Origin of the sequence: Streptacidiphilus jeojiensis (assembly GCF_042510965.1) — a bacterium.
Lineage (GTDB): Bacteria > Actinomycetota > Actinomycetes > Streptomycetales > Streptomycetaceae > Streptacidiphilus > Streptacidiphilus jeojiensis.
On the sequence record NZ_JBEUKS010000019.1, the window covers coordinates 48609 to 65904 of the forward strand.

Below are 17296 nucleotides of genomic sequence, written 5' to 3' on the forward strand. Positions count from 1 at the left end.
TGACATGGCGTGAAAATGCTGATCAGCAGCGGTGAATGGGCAATGCACGGGATTCCCGAATGAGGAGAATCGGTGTCAGTTCACTCGTACAGGTGGTGGCCTCGGCGATATGAACTCTTCTGGTCCAGATGCATGATCCAGCGACTACACCGCCCGGTCAGACGGGGGTCCGCCGGGGCTCAGGCGAGGGAGACCAGATCGGCGTAGCCCTCGTTCCACAGGTCCTCGATGCCGTCCGGCAGCAGGATGATCCGCTCCGGCTCCAGCGCCTGGACCGCGCCCTCGTCGTGGGTGACCAGAACGACGGCACCGGTGAAGCAACGCAGCGCGCCCAGGATCTCTTCCCGGCTGGCCGGGTCGAGGTTGTTGGTGGGCTCGTCGAGGAGCAGCACATTGGCGCTGGAGACCACCAGGGTGGCCAGGGCCAGCCGGGTCTTCTCGCCACCGGAGAGCACCCCGGCGGGCTTGTCCACGTCGTCGCCGGAGAACAGGAACGAGCCGAGGATCTTGCGGACCTCCACCAGGTCCATGTCCGGGGCGGCCGAGCGCATGTTCTCCAGGATGGTGCGGTCGTTGTCCAGGGTCTCGTGCTCCTGGGCGTAGTAGCCGATCTTCAGCCCGTGGCCGGGGATGAGCGCTCCGGTGTCGGGCTCCTCCACCCCGGCGAGCATCCGCAGCAGCGTGGTCTTGCCGGCGCCGTTCAGGCCCAGCACGACCACCTTGGAGCCCTTGTCGATGGCCAGGTCGACATCGGTGAAGATCTCCAGCGAGCCGTAGGACTTGGACAGCCCCTCGGCCATCAGCGGGGTCTTGCCGCAGGGGGCCGGGTCGGGGAAGCGCAGCTTGGCGACCTTGTCGCTGACCCGGACCGCCTCCAGGCCGGACAGCAGCTTCTCGGCGCGGCGGGCCATGTTCTGCGCGGCCACCGTCTTGGTGGCCTTGGCGCGCATCTTGTCGGCCTGCGAGTTCAGCTGCGAGGCCTTCTTCTCGGCGTTGGCCCGCTCGCGCTTGCGGCGCTTCTCGTCGGCCTCGCGCTGCTGCTGGTAGAGCTTCCAGCCCATGTTGTAGACGTCGATGCAGGTGCGGTTGGCGTCCAGGTAGAACACCTTGTTGACGACCGTCTCCACCAGGTTGATGTCGTGGGAGATGACGATGAAGCCGCCGCGGTAGGTCTTCAGGTAGTCGCGCAGCCAGATGATGGAGTCGGCGTCCAGGTGGTTGGTGGGCTCGTCCAGCAGCAGGGTGTCGGAGTCCGAGAACAGGATCCGGGCCAGCTCGACCCGGCGGCGCTGGCCGCCGGAGAGGGTGTGCAGCGGCTGGGCCAGGATGCGGTCCGGCAGCCCGAGGCTGGCGGCGATGGTGGCCGCCTCGGCCTCGGCGGCGTAGCCGCCCCTGGTGACGAACTCGGTCTCCAGGCGCGAGTACTTCTTCATCGCGTCGTCACGGGTCGCGCCCTTGCCGTTGGCCATCTTGTCCTCGGCGATACGCATCTTGCGCAGCACCTCGTCCAGGCCGCGGGCGCCCAGGATGCGGTTGCTGGCCAGGACGTCCAGGTCGCCGGTGCGGGGGTCCTGCGGCAGGTAGCCGACCTCGCCGCTGCGGGTGACCGACCCGGCGGCCGGGGCGCCCTCACCGGCCAGCACCTTGGTCAGCGTGGTCTTGCCGGCCCCGTTGCGGCCGACCAGGCCGATCCGGTCGCCCGGGGCGACCCGGAAGCTGGCGGACTCCAGCAGGATGCGGGCACCCGCACGCAGTTCGATGGCGTTGGCGGCAATCATGGCGAAGTAACTCCCGGGACGGCGAGGCGCTGGCGCGGGCCGTCGAGCGGGGCCCTGCTTGAGGCGGAGGCTTCCAGTCTAACGGGGGCCGGGCAGCTGCCTGATCGGCAAGGTGAGCGCGGGCTTGCCGGTGAGGCGCTGGAGCACCTGGGTGCTGAGCCAGGGGACGTCGCGGACGCCCACCGTGGTGGTGCCGGTGGCGACCGGCCGGGCCAGCGGACTGGACGGGAGCTGCCAGACCCGGCCGCTGCCGTCGAAGGCCTCGACGGTGCTGCCGTGGTCGCAGGGCCGGGCCAGCACCAGCAGGTCGTCCAGGGCCAGCGCCTGGGCCGGCGCGTAGGAGCAGCCGACCTGGGGCAGGGTGTCGCTGCGGATGGAGCCGTCGGCGGTGTTGTACTCCATCACCACCTGCGGGGTGGGCACCAGGAAGACCTTGCCGCGGTCCAGCGAGGCGACCAGCACGCCCACGTCGGCGGGGTGCTGGCGGAGCCGGTCGGCCAGGCCGGGGACGAAGCGGTGCCAGGCCACCTCGGCCGGATCGGTGCGGACGCCGGTGAGCATCCCGTCGTTCCAGACCGCCACGGTGATCCCGGCGAGCGGCACCACGCTCACCGGCTCGGCGCCGGGACGCTTGTAGGACCACAGGGTGTGACCGCTGTCGCTGCCCCTGGTCGCGTACAGCTGCACCGAGCCGTCGGCGCCGATCCGCAGCACGCCGCCGTCCTCCTTGGAGACCGTGTCGTTGCTGTGGACCACCACCGAGTCGCCGAACGGGGCGGGCCGGTGGTCGCGCGCAGCGGCGCCCACGCCGATGGCGGCGAGGATCACGATGAGGGCTGCGAGCGCGGTACGCATGTTCACTACCGTAGGTCGACGGGGCGGGGAAGGGGTGCAGGGTCGGAAAAATGGCGGTCCCAGGAGCGTAACGTTTCTCCATTTGGACACCGGTCGGGGCCCTCGGCGGCCCGCCTCAGGCGCGCGGCTGGTAGACGATCAGCGCCGCTCCCAGCAGGCAGACCGCGGCGCCGGTCACATCCCATCCGGTGGGGCGGAAGCCGTCCACCGCAACGCCCCAGGCCAGCGAACCGGCGACGAACACCCCGCCGTAGGCGGCCAGCACCCGGCCGAAGGACGCGTCCGGCTGCAGGGCCGCCACGAAACCGTAGGCGCCGAGCGCCAGCACACCGCAGACCGCGTACGGCCAGCCCCGGTGCTCCTTCACCGACTGCCAGACCAGCCAGCAGCCGCCGATCTCGGCGAAGGCCGCCAGTACGAACAGCAGGATCGAACGCGTGACGGTCATTCCCGCACGATATGACGGATCACCGGTGAATCAGCCGCAGCCCCAGGTGTGTCCCGTCACGCTGGACGGTGCCGGGACCTAGCGTGGGCCGGAACCGATCGAGGGAGGATGTCATGCTGCGCCGCCGTGCGGTGACGCTGCTGGTCACGGCGGTGCTGGTGGTCGCCGCCGGGATGGGGCTGCTGTGGTGGTCCGGGGGCGGCGGCAGCGGCCGGGGGCCGGTCGCGGACCCGACCGCGGTGCCGCCGCACCAGGTGCCGTTCGGCGCCTTCCTGGGGTCGACCGAGTCGGACGACGCGATGGGGCAGCTCTCCGCCTGGCTGGGCGGCGCGCCGATCCGGGTCGGGCACACCTACCTCCCCGGCGGCTCCTGGTCGGACATCGAGGGCAGCGCCACCCTGCTCGGCCCGTGGGCGGCCTGGCGGGACGCCGAGCCGGACCGGCTGCTGGTGCTGGGGGTGCCGATGCTCCCCGACAACGAGGGGCAGGTCCCCGACGACCAGGTCCGGCAGCTGCTGGAACAGGGCGCCGCCGGACGCAACGACGCGCACTTCACCGCACTGGCCCGGACCCTGGTCGCACTGGGCGCCGCCGACACCGTGCTCACCCTGGGCTGGGAGATGAACGGCACCACCTACACCAGCCGCTGCGGTCCCGACCCCGCCGCCTGGAAGCAGTACTGGCGCCGGATCGTCACCGCCATGCGCGCGGTGCCCGGACAGCGCTTCCGCTTCGAGTTCGCGCCGACCAGGGGCGCCGACGCGCACCCCTGGCCGGACTGCTATCCCGGGGACGACGTCACCGACGTCATCGGCATGGACAGCTACGACATGGCCGGCTCCGATCCGGACCGGACCGCACCGTTCTCCAGTTATGTGGCCGAGCCGTACGGCCTGCTGGCCCAGGTCCGCTTCGCCGCGGCGCACCGCAAGCCGGTGTCCTACCCGGAGTGGGGGATGTACGACCGGGGCGACGACCCCGCGTACGTCAGGGGGATGCTGGACTGGGCCGCCACCCACGACACCCTCTACCAGACCATCACCGACTACTGCCCGCACGGGGTCTGGCGCTGCACCGGCAATCCCCGTTCCGGCCAGGTGTTCCGGCAGGCGCTCAGCGCGCGGTGAGCTCCCTGAGCCTGGTGCGGAGCGGGGCCAGCCAGGGGGCGCGGGCGCGCAGCGAGCGGACCGCGCCGGCGCGCAGGCCGATCGCCGCCGCGTACAGGGCCACCGCCGGCCCCCCGCCCAGCAGCAGCCGCTCGTTGCGGGCCTGCTCGGGACGCCAGCGCTGCTTGTAGGGCTCGTCGCCGCGCAGCAGGCTCAGCTCGCCGCGACCGGTGGCGGCGGCGTGCGCCAGGCTCTCGCGGAACAGTATTCCGGCGACGTCCACCCGCTCCCGCAGGTCCGGGTGGACCCCGTAGACATAGATCGCGGACAGCCCGCGCACCTGCAGGGTCAGGTCGCAGGCCACCAGCTCGCCGTCCAGGCGGTACTGGCGGACGGCGGCGCGGCCGGCCGCGGCCATCCGCTCGGCGGAGCGGGACAGGTGCTCGGCGAAACGCGGGCGCAGGTGCTCGGGGGTGACGCCCCGGCCGCGCCACTGCAGCTCGTGCAGGGCCAGCAGCTCGCCGAGGGCCCGGGGCACGTCCTCGACCGGCACCAGCCTGGTCTCGATCCCGGCGGCCTCCAGCTTGCGCAGCTTGACCCGGCTGCGCTGCGCGGTCCGTCCCGGCAGCCGGGACAGCAGCTCCTCCACCGGCACACCGGGCAGGTGCTGGCACAGCGAGTCCGGCAGCCGCCGGGCCGCTCCCGGCCAGTGCTCGGCGATCCGGTGCGCGGCCGAACCCTGGCGCAGCTCGCGCAGGTCCAGCGCGGCCCAGGGCCGTCGCAGGCCGAGCTGCACGGCCATCGCCCTGGCCAGCACCGCCGCGGCCTGCTCGGCGTGGGCGTCGTCCAGCAGCACGTCCAGGAAGTCGGTCAGCCCCTGGCCGACCCCGGACAGCAGCGGCAGCCCGCGCCGACGGAGCATCAGCGGGGCCGCGCCCACCAGCACGCCGTCCCGACGGACCGTCACCACCCGCAGCCGTCCCGGCCTGCCGTAGCTGCGCCACCAGGAGGAGAGCCAGGCGTGGCTCTGGAACGGGGTGGCGGCGGCGCACCGGTCCACCAGCGCGTCCCAGTCGTCGGCCAGGGCGTCGAAGGCGGTGGCGTCCCGGACCGTGCGCACCTCGGTCACCGGGGCCGCAGCCTTCGCGGGCGCCGGTGCGGCGCCCGCGGGGACCGGAGCGGTGAGCTGAGGTGCCGTCATCGACGGGCCCTGGCCGCGGACTGCCGGGTACGGTCGGCATCCGCCTCGGAGCTCGCGGCCGCGGCCGCGCCCTGGGCGGGAGCGGGGGCGGAAGCCGGGGCGGGGGTCCGGTCCGGCGTCCCGGCGGGGGCCGGGTCGGCCGGGAACTCGTCCGCCGGGGCGTCCTCCGCGCTGCTGTCCGAGCGGGGCTGCGGCAGCGCGGAGGGCGCCGCGCCGCCGCCGGCCCGGGACTGCCGGGCCATCATGGCCAGCCCCCCGATCAGCAGGCCGGCCGCGCCGCCCACCGCGACGTCCAGGGTGTGTGAGGGCGAGCTCGGGGCGTCCGGCCTGGCCGCGGCGGCGAAGGTGATCAGCTGGACCCTGGTCTGCTTGGTGACGGCGTTGCCGAAGGTCACCAGCGAACGCGCCACCGCGTTGGCCTCCTGGGCGGCCCGGGCGGCGGTGGGCGCGCTACCGGTGATCTGCACCATCGGCGCGTCCGGCGAGGTGGTCGCCTGGATCAGCGGGGCCAGCTTCGCCAGCGGGACGCCGGTGCTCACCGAGGCCTCCAGCAGGATCTCCGGCTGGGTGATCACCCGGCCGTAGGCCTGGGCGAAGTTGACGGCGGTGGCGCTGTCGCCGGTCGCCTGCGGCACCACCATCACATAGGCGTTGGCCTGATACTGGACCGGCGCGGCCAGCGCGTAGGCGCCACCGCAGGCGGCGCCGAGCGGGACGGCGGCGAGAACGGGCCAGCAGCGGCGCAGGATGCTGCGCACGGCGTTGCGGCTACTGTCGGACATGGCTGCGGGCTCCTTGGGTTATCGAGAGGTTTTCGCCGGGGCAGCGGGCGCGTGCGGTTGCGGTTGCGGTTGCACCGGAACGGTGCGGGTGACAGGGGCAGTGGGGGTCGCCGGTACCGGGCCGAGCCGGTCGTAGACCTCGGCGACCAGGGGGGCCAGCCGGGCGATGTCGTAGTGCCGTACCGCCGCCGGCTGCGGCAGCGGCGTCCGGCACTGGCGCAGTCCGGCCAGCTCGGCGGCGTAGGCGGCCGGGTCGGAGCGGACCCGGACCGCGCCGGGGGCCGCCTCCGGCGGCAGCTCGGAGAGCGCGGGTCCGGAGGACCAGCGCACCGGCAGGCCCGCGGCCAGCGCCTCGATCAGCGCCATGCCGAAGGTCTCGGTCCGGGACGGCGCCGCCAGCACGTCCATCGCCGTGAGCAGGTCGGGGACGTCGTCGCGCTCCCCCGCGAACACCACCCGGTCGGCCACGCCGGCCGCGCGGGCGCGCCGCTCCAGGGCCGGGCGCTCCTCGCCGTCGCCGACCAGCAGCAGCCGGGCCGCGCCGGCCCCGGCGGGCATCAGCGCCAGGGCGTCCACCAGGACGTCGAACCGCTTGCCGGGGACCATCCGGCCGAGGCCGCCGACCACCAGCGCGTCCTGCGGCAGGCCCAGCTCGGCGCGGAGGAACTGGCGGGTGGCGGCCCGGGTCGGCGCGGGCTGCGCGTAGCGGGCCACGTCCACGCCGTTGGGGATGGTCACCACCCGGTGCGCGGGGACCCTCCAGCCGGCCAGGTGCTCGGCGACCGGGTCGGACACCGCCACGGTGCGCTGCCCGAGCCGCTCCGCGGCCAGGTAGAGGGCCCGCACGCCGGGGGTGATCCGGCGCCCCTCGATGATCCCGGGCAGCAGCGAGTGCTCGGTGGCGACCACGGCGCCGACCCCGGCCAGCCGGGCGGCCAGCCGCCCGTAGACCAGGGACCGGTAGAGGTGGCAGTGCACCAGGTCGTAGCGGCCGTGCCGGATCAGCCCGGTCAGCCGGGGCAGCGCGGCCAGGTCGCGGTTGCCCCGCATGCCCAGCTCGAACACCCGGACGCCGTCCTCGCGCAGGCCCTGGGCCACCGTGCCCGGGTTCTCCAGGGTCACCACGTCGCAGTGGTGACGGTCCGGCAGATGCCGGAGCAGCAGCCGGAGCTGCTGCTCCGCACCGCCGGCGGCGAGACCGGTGATCACCTGTAGCACTCTCATCGGGCGTCCTCTCCGTCGACCCGGACCCGCAGGCCGCGCAGCCGGTGCCGGGCGCGCTTGGCGCGCAGTCGCAGTCCGTTGTCGCGTTCGCCGACGTAGGAGCGCGGCAGCGCCCAGCGGCCGGTCAGCGGGCCGTGCGCGATCGCGGCCCCGTAGTGGTAGCCACTGTCGCGGACCGCGGCGGCCGCGGCGGCGTCGACCGCGCCGTAGGGGTAGCAGAATCCTCCGACCGGCTCACCGAGGAGGTCCCGCAGCAGCTCGCGGCTGTGCCCGGTCTCCTCGGCCAGGGTCGCGGCCGCGATCCCCGGCAGCGAGCGGTGGTACATGCCGTGCGAGCCGATCTCGACCCCGCAGTCGTGCAGCCGGAAGATCTGATCGGCCGTCAGCAGCGGCTTGCGCGGCCCCTCGTCCCAGACGTTGTGGCCGCCGAGGCGGCCGACCACGACGAAGGCGGTGGCGCTGAAGCCGTACCGCTGCAGCACCGGCAGCACGCCGCGGGTCAGGTCGGCGTAGCCGTCGTCGAAGGTCAGCCCGACCAGGTCGGCCGCCCGGCCGGCCGCGTGCGCGCGCAGCAGCTCGCCCAGGCCGACGCCGCGCAGGCCGCAGGAGTGCAGCCAGGCCATCTGCCGGGCGAAGCGCCCGGGGGTGACGGTGACCTGGTGCGGGTCCTCGGTGTAGTGGTCCACCGAGTGGTACATCAGCGTCCAGGGCGAGTCGGCGGGCCGGACCGCGGGGCCGGTGAACAGCTCGTCGGCCCCGGGGGCGCCGCGCGCGGGCCCGGGGTGGACCGGGTCCGTGCGCACCGGGGCCGGGTCGGCCGGGTCGGTCCCTATCGGGCCGGGGGAGCACGGCGGCTCGGCGGCCGGGTCCGTGAGGACCCTCCGTTCCCGGTGCAGCGGCTCAGCCGCCATGGCGTCCCTCCCCTTCGTCCTTACGGCCACGGGTCCACAGCCGGGCCGAGAGTGCTGCGAGCGGTCCGCTCACCACCGGCGCCCTGAGCGCGACGGCAGCGAGTACAAAGGCGGCGACGCCGACCACGGCGCCCAGGAGCACCGAGGGCAGCGCCTGGGCGCCGATCGGCCGGGCGGCCAGGTAGGCGGCCAGGGCGGCGAACCCGGCGGCGGCCAGCAGCCGGGCCTGGTCCAGCAGGACCGTGCCCAGCCGCAGGGCCACCCCGCGGGTCCTGATCCCGACCAGCAGCAGCGCCGCGGTCAGGGTGATGCCGGTGGCGTTGGCGGCGGCCAGCCCGATCGCTCCGTGCCGGCCCACGGCCGCCAGTCCGATGCCGGTGGTGACCAGCAGTCCGAGCGCCATCGCGGCCAGCGGGAACCAGTCGCTCCTGGTCCCCGACCTGGCCGGGGCGCTGCCGAAGGCCACCACCGGGCGGGTCGAGAAGAACGGCCGGACCAGTGCGCCGACCATGGCCTGGCCGAGCAGGCCCAGGCTGTAGACCCGCATCACCGCGGCGGTGGCGGCGGTGTCCTGGGCGGTGAACGCCCCGCGCTGGAACAGCAGCGCGACGATCTGCGGTGCGCAGGCCATCAGCACCGCGGTACCGGCCAGGACCAGCGCGCCGATCAGTCCGAGGTCCTTCTGGACCCGGTCCCTGGCCGCCTCCAGGTCGCCCTCGGCCAGCGCCCTGGCCACCACCGGGAAGGTCACCGTGCACACCAGCACGCCGAGAGTCATCGCCATCTGGGCGACCTTCTCGGCGTAGTTGAGGTGCGAGATGGTGCCCGGGGCCAGCGAGGAGGCGAGGTAGCGCTCGACGAAGACCTGGGACTGGCGGGTGAGGGTGAACAGGGCGATGGGGAGCAGCGCGAGCGGGCTCAGCACCAGGGCCGGGGCGGTGGCGGCTGTCGCCGCGGTGGCCGTCGCGGTCGCGGCCTGGCGCCGACGGAGCGTCAGGCGGGTGCAGTGGCGGGTGAAGGGCGGTAGCAGGACCGCCGTCATCAGGACGCTGCCCAGGGCGACGCCGGCCGCGGCGGCACGGACTCCTAGGGAGCCGTGCAGCAGGATCATCACCAGCAGGATGCCGGTGTTGTAGGCGATGTAGACGGCGCCGGGGGCGGTGAAGCGGCGGTGTGCGCGCAGGCCGGCGCTGAGGTAGCCGGTGAGGCCGAACGGGAGGATGGTGAGGGCGGTCAGGCGGGTGCAGACCACGGCGAGCCCTGGGTCCGGGAGGCCTGGGGCGAGGAGGTGCACCAGGATCGGGGCGCCGAGGAGGGTTACTGCTGAGACGGCGGCGAGGAGGAGGGCGAGCGGGGGGAGGGTGGCGGCTACCAGGTCCGAGACGGCGGGGGTGGGGGCCGGGGTTCGCGGGGGTGGGACGGTGCGGGAGGTGGGGGGTTGGGCGCGCAGTTCCCCGCGCCCCTTTGTGGGTGCGTGGCCGGGCGCTGTGGGGAGGGTCTGGCTGGCGCGGACGAGTCTGGTGCGGGGGGTGGGGATCTGGGGGTCCTGGGGGGTGTCCTCGGCGGAGAGGGCGAGGCTGAAGGCGGGGACCATGAGGAAGGCCATGGCGTCCTCGATCAGCAGCGGGGCCGCGGTCTCCGGCACGGTCCAGGCGACCAGGAAGGCGTCGGTGCCCTGGCCGGCGCCGAAGTAGCGGGCCAGCAGCAGGTCGCGGAACAGGCCGAGCAGCGAGCCGCCGGCGCTCATCACCGCGGTGATGCCGAAGGCCCGGGCCAGGACCGAGCGGGTGCGGCCGCGGGCCTCGGTGGGACGGGGTGCGGTCAGGGTCACGACGCGGCCTTCCGGTCCGCACCGAAGGTGCCGTACGCGGCCAGGCCGAAGACCACCGAGACCAGCACCGTGGTGGTGCCGCCGATGTCGGCGTAGAGGAAGTCGACGAGCTGCCAGACCAGCAGGCCGAGCAGCGCCGCGCCCAGGCCGCCGCGTTCGCGCAGGGTGCGGCGGACCGTGCCCAGCAGCAGCGACAGGAAGAGTACCGCGAAGGCGGTGAGGCCGACCAGCCCGTCCTCGCTGAGCAGCAGCAGGTACATGTTGTGCGGGGAGAGCAGCGGCTCGCGGGAGTAGCCCGCGCCCGCGCCGCCGGTGTCACTGCCCGAGGACAGCCGCAGCGGGGCGTGGCCGTCCCGGTACTGCGGGAACTCCTTGGGCCCGACCCCGGTCACCGGGTGGTCCCGCCAGATCCGGCCGGCCGTGGTCCACAGGTCGTAACGGTCCGTCACCGAGTGGTCCGGGGCGGCGCCGGCTACCGTGGTGATGGAGCCGAGCCGCGCGGCGACACTGGCTCCGCCCAGACCGAACCCGCCGACCAGGACCACGGCAGCGGCGGCGGCGAAGAGCGCCCCACGCAGCGCGAGCCGGACGTCGGCCAGGACCAGCGCCACGACGGCGGCGCAGCCGGTGGCGATCCAGCTGCCCCGGCTGAAGGAGACGGCCAGCGGGAAGACCAGTACCGCCGCGGTCAGGCCGAGCAGCCAGCAGGCCCGGCGGCGGCCCGCGCGGCGGGCCTCCAGGGCCAGGCCGAGGGCGGCCAGCAGCCCGTAGCTGACCACGGCGGACATGGCCATCACGTCCTGCGCCCCGAAGGTGCCGACCGCGCGGGCGCTGCCGCCGTCGTAGGAGGCGCCGGTGCCGGTGAGGAACTGCTCGGCGCCGACCGCCCCCTCGATCAGCGCGGCGGCCACCATCGCGCCCAGCACCAGCACCAGGTCCCGGCGCTCGCGCAGGGCCAGCAGCACCGCCAGCGGGACCAGGACGAACACCTGGATCAGCCGGACGAAGCCGGACAGGCTCTGGGACGGGTCCTGGGAGGCGATGGTGGAGGCGGCCACCGCGACGGCGATCACGCAGAACAGCACCGCGGCACGGGTCGGCAGCAGCGCCCGTCCGGTGCGGAACGCGGACAGCACCCGCAGCCCGCAGACGGCCACCAGCCCGACCGAGGCGACGTCGGCCGGGGTGACGTGGACGGCCGCGGTCACGTCCTGGTTGCCGAGCGGAACACAGACGAGCAGCACCGTCAGCGCCGCGAGGGCGCTGGGACGGCGCAGCAGCGCCAGCAGCGCCTCCCGCCGTCCTGGCGGTGCGCTGGGTTGTGGCTGGGCCTGCCGCGGCTGCGGCACGCTGAGAAGGGTCACCGCGGAGTCAGCTCCCGTCGGACTGGAGCACCGAGGAGATGGTGCGCAGCAGGATCTTGACGTCCTGCCAGAGGCTCCAGCTCTCGATGTAGTAGTTGTCGAAGCGGGTCCTGTCCTCGATCGAGGTGTCCCCGCGCAGGCCGTTGACCTGGGCGAAACCGGTGATGCCGACCGGCACCCGGTGCCGGTCGCGGTACTGCGGGTAGGCCTGGGCGAAGCGGGTCACGAAGTAGGGGCGCTCGGGGCGGGGGCCGACCAGGCTCATCTCGCCGCGCAGCACGTTCCACAGCTGCGGCAGCTCGTCCAGGGAGGTGCGGCGCAGGAAGCGGCCGATCGCGCTCATCCGCTGGTCCTGGGAGATGTTCCAGCGGGTGGCCGACTCCTGCTCGTCGGCCGGGCGCAGGCTGCGGAACTTGAGCACGGTGAAGCTCTCGCCGTCCAGGCCGATCCGCTCCTGACGGAAGATCACCCCCGGGCCGCCGTCGATCCGCACCGCGATCGCGCAGGCGGCCAGGATCGGCGAGGCCAGCAGCAGGCCGAGGCCGGCCAGGCCGGCGTCGACGGCGCGCTTGACCGCCCAGGAGGGCCGGCGCATCGCGGTGGGCCCGAGCCGCAGGCAGGGGAACCCCCAGAGCTGGTCGCCGACCGCGGTGCGGCGGTTGCCGTACTCGAAGGCGCCGAACTCCGGGAAGCCGGGCACGAACCAGACGTCGCAGCCGTGGCCCGCGCTGGTCCGCAGGGTCTGCGCCACCTCGGTGTCGTCGGCGCCGCCGGACGTGAGGATCACGTCGCGGATGCCCTGCGCGGGGATCTCCAGGTCCAGCACCGCCGGGCCGCCGAGGACCGGGACGGCGGAGTCGACCGGGAGGAAGATCGGCTCCGGGTCGATGAAGCCGACCGGGCGCAGCCCGTACTCGGGGTGGTCCAGCAGGGCGGCGGCGATCCGCTGGCCGATGTGCCCGGCCCCGGCGATCAGGGTCGGCCTGGGCCGGCGCCGCCGGCGGCGGCGCACCAGGGCGTAGACGGCGCCGCGGCCCAGCACGTCCAGGCCGAGGTGGCAGAGCACCAGCGCGACCAGCAGTCGGAGGTCCACCGGGACCACGGAGAGCCAGAGGCCGTGCAGCCCGCGGTCCAGGGTCAGCGCCAGCGAGACGGCGACGGCCGCCCGGGCCGCGAGCGAGGGGATCTCGTCGAGGACCGAGGGCGCCAGCCGCAACCGGTAGAGACCGCCGTAGGAGTTGAGCATGACCAGCACCGGCAGGATGACGCAGGCCGCCCAGAGCACCCGCAGCGGCTCCCCCGAGCCGAGCAGGGCCAGGGCCAGGACGGGTGCCACCGCGTCCACGGCGAGCAGGGCGGCGGGGATCCCGGTGCCGGGGCGGCGCCGGCGGCGCGCGACGGGCGCGGCGGCCGTCGCGGGGCGCTCCACGGCGCCGGTCGGGGAGGGCAGTTGGGCCGTGCTCATGGTCCCGGTGGTCGTCGGCCCGTTCGGAGTCGGCACAGTGGGGCGCGGCAGTTCGTTGTTGTCAATGGTGGTCATCCGCGCACGTACTCCTCTGCTGTGTGCCCATGGGGACGGGGCCCTCCCGAAGCCCGGGCTCGGTCGAGGTAGCACCTGCCGCCGCGATCGACGACTCGGCCCGATTGCGACAAAAGGAATGAAGCAGGCAAATACGACAGTACAGAATGTCTCCAGTCGTTTTCTCAGCCGACGTGCTCATTCACACCGATGAGCATTAGTCAGATTTTCCGGCTGGAATTCGCGCGGCCGAGCCGCCCGCCGCGGGCGCCGGAATGCGCCGCTCGGCGACCACTTCCTGATACACCGTCAGTACCGCCGCTCGGGTCGCTCTCACGTCGTGGTGTTCGGCCATCCGTTCCCTGGCCCTGGCTCCGGCCGCGAGACAGGCGACCGGATCCGCCAGCCGGGCCGCGAGCGCCTCCCGCAGGGCGTGCTCGTCGTCCACCGGCAGCAGCGTCTCGCCCGGCTCCAGGCACTCGCGGGCGCCGGCAACGTCGGTCAGCAGCACCGGGCAGCCGCAGGCCATGGCCTCCAGCGGGACCAGCGCCATGCCCTCCCAACGGGACGGCAGCACCAGCAGATCCGCCGCCGCGTACCAGTCCCTGGGGTCCTCGGTGCGGCCCGCGAAGACCACGCTGCCGGGGTCGGGCAGCCCGGCGGCCAGCGCCTCCAGCGCGGCGCGCTCGGGGCCGTCGCCGACCAGGGCGAGCCGCGCCCCCGGGATCCGGGCCGGGATCGCGGACCAGGCCCGCAGCAGGACGTCCTGCCCCTTCTGCCGGCACAGCCGGCCGACGCAGACCACCAGCGGGGCGGCGTCGCCCGGACCGTCCCGGCCGTCCTGCCCGGGCCCGGACAGCCCGAGCAACTCCCTGGCCCGGTCCTGCAACGGCAGCCGAACCGGGTCGAAGCGCTCCAGGTCCACCCCGTTCGGGGCCAGCGCCCAGCGTCCGCGCACCCCGGCGGACTCGCCCTCGGCGCGCTCCTGCTCGCTGACGCACAGCAGCCGGTCGGTCCAGCGGACCGCCCAGCGCTCCCAGAACCGCGAGGCGGCCGCCAGCGGTCCGCCGACCGCGGCGAACGACCAGGCGTGCGGCTGGAACACGGTCGGGAAGACGCCCCGGACCGCCAGCCGTCCGGCCAGGCCCGCCTTGGCGCTGTGCAGGTGCACCAGGTCCGGGTGGGCCTCGGCGACCAGCCGGCGCAGCGCGGCGACCTCGCCCGGCAGCCCGGGGCCCGGTGCGCGGACCGCGGTCCAGGGCAGCACCGTCGCGCCCACCGCCTCGGCCGCGTCGGCCAGCGGACTGCGCGGCGGGCAGGCCAGCAGCACCCGGTGGCCGTCCTCGGCCTGCCCCCGGAGCAGGTCGACGACGACCCTGGCGACACCGCCGTCGACGGGTTGGGAGACATGAAGAATGGTCAGGGGCACGACGCGCAACCTACGGGCCGCGAGTCGTGCGTGCGGCATTCCCTCACCCCCAGGAATGAGTAACTCCACCCGGGAGGGTGACGCACCGGATTGCCGCGTAACTATGTACGGAAGTGATTACCGGGGCTTTCCGTCCGCCCGGAAATGACGCCGCCCCGGATCGGGACGGCTCAGTCGTCCAGCCGGTGCGAGAGATGCAGGTCCCGCTCGGTGTGGCCGTCCTCGATCCGCAGCGCGGTGGCCACCGGCGGGTAGCCGCTGGCGATCACGGTGTACTCCCCCGGCTCCAGGTCGGTGAAGCGGAACTGGCCGTCGGAGCCGGTGGTGGCGGCGGCGACCACGGTGCCGGTGGAGTCCAGCAGGGTGACCCTGGCGTCCTCGACCGCGTGCCCGGCGCTGGTGCGCACCGTCCCGCGCAGGGTCCCGCTGCCGGCCATGGCGACGTCCTGGCGGGTCTCGCCGCTGGGGGCGACGTCGACGGCCAGGGCGGCCGGACGGTAGGCGCGGGCGCTGACGGCCAGGGTGTAGCGGCCGCAGACCAGGTCGCGGAAGTGGTACGCGCCGTCCGAGTCGGCATGGGTGGTGGCGGCGACCTCGCCGCGGGCGTCGGTGAGGGTCACCGTGGCGTCGGCGACCGGCGCGCCCTCGGCGCTGCGGACCGCGCCGGAGAGCCGTCCGGTGCCGCCCAGCACCACGTCCAGGTCGACCGGACGGTTGCCCACGGTGACGGTGACCGCCTGCGGCTGGTGGCCGGGCGCTGCGGCGATCAGCACGTAGTTGCCGCCCCGGGGCGCGGCCAGGGTCCAGCGGCCGTCCTGGCCGCTGCCGGCCCGGGCCACCTGCCGGCCGTCCATGTCGATCAGGGTCAGCACGGCGCGCGGCACTCCGGTCCGGTCCGGCTCCAGCACCGAGCCGCTGACCGGGGTGCCGGGCGCACCGGGGACCCCGGCGGTGTCCAGCGGGGAGGACGAGGACTGGTGCGGCACGGGGGCCTCCTGCGCGGACGGCTGGGCGGACGGCTCCGCCTCGTGGGGGAAGGCGGCCTCGTAGGGGAGGCCGTCGTCGGTACCGGCCTGCGAGGCCGCGTGGGTGACCAAGGGTTTCTCCTTGAGCAGGAAGGCGAGCAGGAAGCCCAGCGCCAGGACCGGCACCAGGTAGAGGAAGACCCGCGGCATCGCGGCCGCGAAGGAGTCGACATAGGCCAGCCGCAGCGGGGTCGGCAGCGACCGGACCAGCTCCGGGGTGATCGAGTCGGTCGGCGGGACGCTGCCGGAGGCGACGGCGAGGTGCGCCAGCCGCTGCTGGAGCTGGTCGGTCAGCCGGGAATTGAACAGCGTGCCGAAGACCGCCGCGCCGATCGAACCGCCGATCTGGCGCAGGTAGTTGTTGGCCGAGGTGGCCGCGCCCAGGTCGCGCGGGGCCACCGAGTTCTGCACCGCCAGCACCATCACCGGCAGCGCCAGCCCGACGCCGAGGCCCAGCACCGCCATGCCCGCGCTCTGCACCAGGTAGGAGCTGTCCGCGTGGAGCAGGCCGAGCATGGCCATCCCGGCGGTGGACAGCGCGCCGCCGACGATCGGGTAGAGCCGGTAGCGGCCGGTGCGGCTGATCAACTGGCCCGAGACGACGGAGGCGACGACGATGCCGCCCATCATCGGCAGCATCTTCAGACCGGAGACGGTGGCGCTGGCCCCGTCCACCATCTGCAGGAAGCTGGGCAGGTAGCTGGCCGCGCCGAACAGGGCGACCCCGACCACCACGCCGATGGCGCCGGAGACGTTGAAGACGCTGTCGCGGAACAGCCGCAGCGGGATCACCGGCTCGGCGGCCCGGCGTTCGGCCAGCGGGAAGAGCAGCAGCGACAGCACCGCGCCGCCGATCAGCCCGAGGATCACCGGCGAGCTCCAGGCGTACTGGCTGCCGCCCCAACTCGTGGCCAGGACCAGGCAGGTGCCGGTGGCCGCGAGCAGCAGCGAGCCCAGCACGTCCAGCCTGGGGCGGCGTTCGCCCTCGGCCCGGCGGCGCTTCGGCTTGAGCACCAGCGAGGTGACCACCAGCGCGACCAGGCCCAGCGGCAGGTTGACGTAGAAGCACCAGCGCCAGCCGGGACCGTCGGTGAACCAGCCGCCGAGCAGCGGGCCGGCCACCGAGGAGAGCCCGAACACGGCGCTGATCAGGCCCATGTAACGGCCGCGCTCGCGGGGCGAGACGACATCGCCGATGATCGCCTGGACGCCGATCATCAGCCCGCCGCCGCCGATGCCCTGGATCGCCCGGAAGGCGATCAGTTCGTCCATGCTGTGCGCCCAGCCGGAGAGCGCGGAGCCGATCAGGAAGACCGCGATGGCGAACTGGAACACCGACTTGCGGCCCAGCAGGTCGCCGAGCTTGCCGTAGACCGGCAGGCCGACGGTGGAGGCCAGCAGATAGGCGGTCACCACCCAGGACATGTGCTGCAGGCCGTGCAGTTCGCCGACGATCCGTGGCAGCGCGGTGGCCACGATGGTCTGGTCGAGAGCCGCGAGCAGCAGCGCCATCATCAGTCCGGCGAACACCAGCCGCAGTTGACGTTGGGTCAGGTCGGACTCGGCGGCGACGGCGCCGGACCTGGCCGACGTCGCGGCAACGGGTGTCGCGGGAGCGGGGGCTTTCTTGGCCGGACGGCTCGTCTGGGTCACGGACATGGCACGGATCATTGCATTGACCACGCACCGCCCTCGAACTGGTCATACGATCAGTTCGAGGGCGGTCGAGGTGCTGAATTCGTCCAGCTGACGCCATTACCAGCGGAAATGTGACGCCATGTCGATTAGTGGCGAAACTCGCTTCGTCGACATTTGCGTCAGGT

Annotated in this window: 13 protein-coding genes; 1 reads left to right on the top strand and 12 read right to left on the bottom strand. The window is 74.0% G+C overall.

Annotated features, from left to right (window positions below; genetic code table 11):
* Positions 1–179: 179 nt before the first annotated feature.
* The 3 genes from ABUW04_RS36415 to ABUW04_RS36425 form a co-directional block, all read right to left on the bottom strand.
* The gene (locus tag ABUW04_RS36415; RefSeq protein ID WP_380568639.1) at positions 180–1778 is read right to left on the bottom strand and encodes an ABC-F family ATP-binding cassette domain-containing protein; all 1599 of its coding nucleotides are present in this window, start codon (positions 1776–1778) and stop codon (positions 180–182) included.
* A 78-nt stretch (positions 1779–1856) separates the two neighbouring features.
* Entirely contained in the window at positions 1857–2633 is a 777-nt protein-coding gene (locus ABUW04_RS36420) for a hypothetical protein (RefSeq protein ID WP_380568640.1), read from the bottom strand.
* 115 nt (positions 2634–2748) lie between these two features.
* Entirely contained in the window at positions 2749–3081 is a 333-nt protein-coding gene (locus tag ABUW04_RS36425; protein WP_030266538.1) for a YnfA family protein, read from the bottom strand.
* 113 nt (positions 3082–3194) lie between these two features.
* Between ABUW04_RS36425 and ABUW04_RS36430 the strand changes: the two genes are divergently transcribed.
* Positions 3195–4208, top strand: coding sequence for a glycoside hydrolase family 26 protein (locus ABUW04_RS36430; protein ID WP_380568641.1), 1014 nt, complete (start codon positions 3195–3197; stop codon positions 4206–4208).
* On the opposite strand, the gene ABUW04_RS36435 is transcribed toward ABUW04_RS36430, so the two are convergent.
* The 9 genes from ABUW04_RS36435 to ABUW04_RS36475 form a co-directional block, all read right to left on the bottom strand.
* On the bottom strand, positions 4195–5388 hold the full coding sequence (locus tag ABUW04_RS36435; protein WP_380568643.1) for a GNAT family N-acetyltransferase: 1194 nt from the start codon (positions 5386–5388) through the stop codon (positions 4195–4197). The two genes, ABUW04_RS36430 and ABUW04_RS36435, sit on opposite strands and share 14 nt — an antisense overlap.
* The gene (locus tag ABUW04_RS36440; RefSeq protein ID WP_380568644.1) at positions 5385–6170 is read right to left on the bottom strand and encodes a Wzz/FepE/Etk N-terminal domain-containing protein; all 786 of its coding nucleotides are present in this window, start codon (positions 6168–6170) and stop codon (positions 5385–5387) included. Before ABUW04_RS36440 ends, ABUW04_RS36435 begins: the two co-directional genes overlap by 4 nt.
* 18 nt (positions 6171–6188) lie before the next feature.
* Positions 6189–7394 carry a glycosyltransferase gene (locus ABUW04_RS36445; protein ID WP_380568645.1) on the bottom strand — a complete coding sequence of 402 codons (1206 nt, stop codon included), beginning with the start codon at positions 7392–7394 and terminating at the stop codon, positions 6189–6191.
* The gene (locus ABUW04_RS36450) at positions 7391–8305 is read right to left on the bottom strand and encodes a polysaccharide deacetylase family protein (protein ID WP_380568646.1); all 915 of its coding nucleotides are present in this window, start codon (positions 8303–8305) and stop codon (positions 7391–7393) included. The genes ABUW04_RS36445 and ABUW04_RS36450 overlap by 4 nt, the downstream gene beginning before the upstream one ends.
* Positions 8295–10136 (bottom strand): murein biosynthesis integral membrane protein MurJ, encoded by a 1842-nt coding sequence (gene murJ / locus ABUW04_RS36455; RefSeq protein WP_380568647.1) that lies wholly within the window; start codon positions 10134–10136, stop codon positions 8295–8297. The genes ABUW04_RS36450 and murJ overlap by 11 nt, the downstream gene beginning before the upstream one ends.
* Positions 10133–11500 carry an O-antigen ligase family protein gene (locus ABUW04_RS36460; protein ID WP_380568648.1) on the bottom strand — a complete coding sequence of 456 codons (1368 nt, stop codon included), beginning with the start codon at positions 11498–11500 and terminating at the stop codon, positions 10133–10135. The genes murJ and ABUW04_RS36460 overlap by 4 nt, the downstream gene beginning before the upstream one ends.
* A 7-nt stretch (positions 11501–11507) precedes the next feature.
* The gene (locus ABUW04_RS36465; RefSeq protein WP_051726362.1) at positions 11508–13040 is read right to left on the bottom strand and encodes a sugar transferase; all 1533 of its coding nucleotides are present in this window, start codon (positions 13038–13040) and stop codon (positions 11508–11510) included.
* Between the two features lie 196 nt (positions 13041–13236).
* Positions 13237–14487: a glycosyltransferase gene (locus ABUW04_RS36470; RefSeq protein WP_380568649.1), complete on the bottom strand. Its 1251-nt coding sequence runs from the start codon at positions 14485–14487 to the stop codon at positions 13237–13239.
* Positions 14488–14618: 131 nt separating this feature from the next.
* Positions 14619–17132 (bottom strand): MFS transporter, encoded by a 2514-nt coding sequence (locus ABUW04_RS36475; protein WP_380568650.1) that lies wholly within the window; start codon positions 17130–17132, stop codon positions 14619–14621.
* Positions 17133–17296 lie beyond the last annotated feature (164 nt).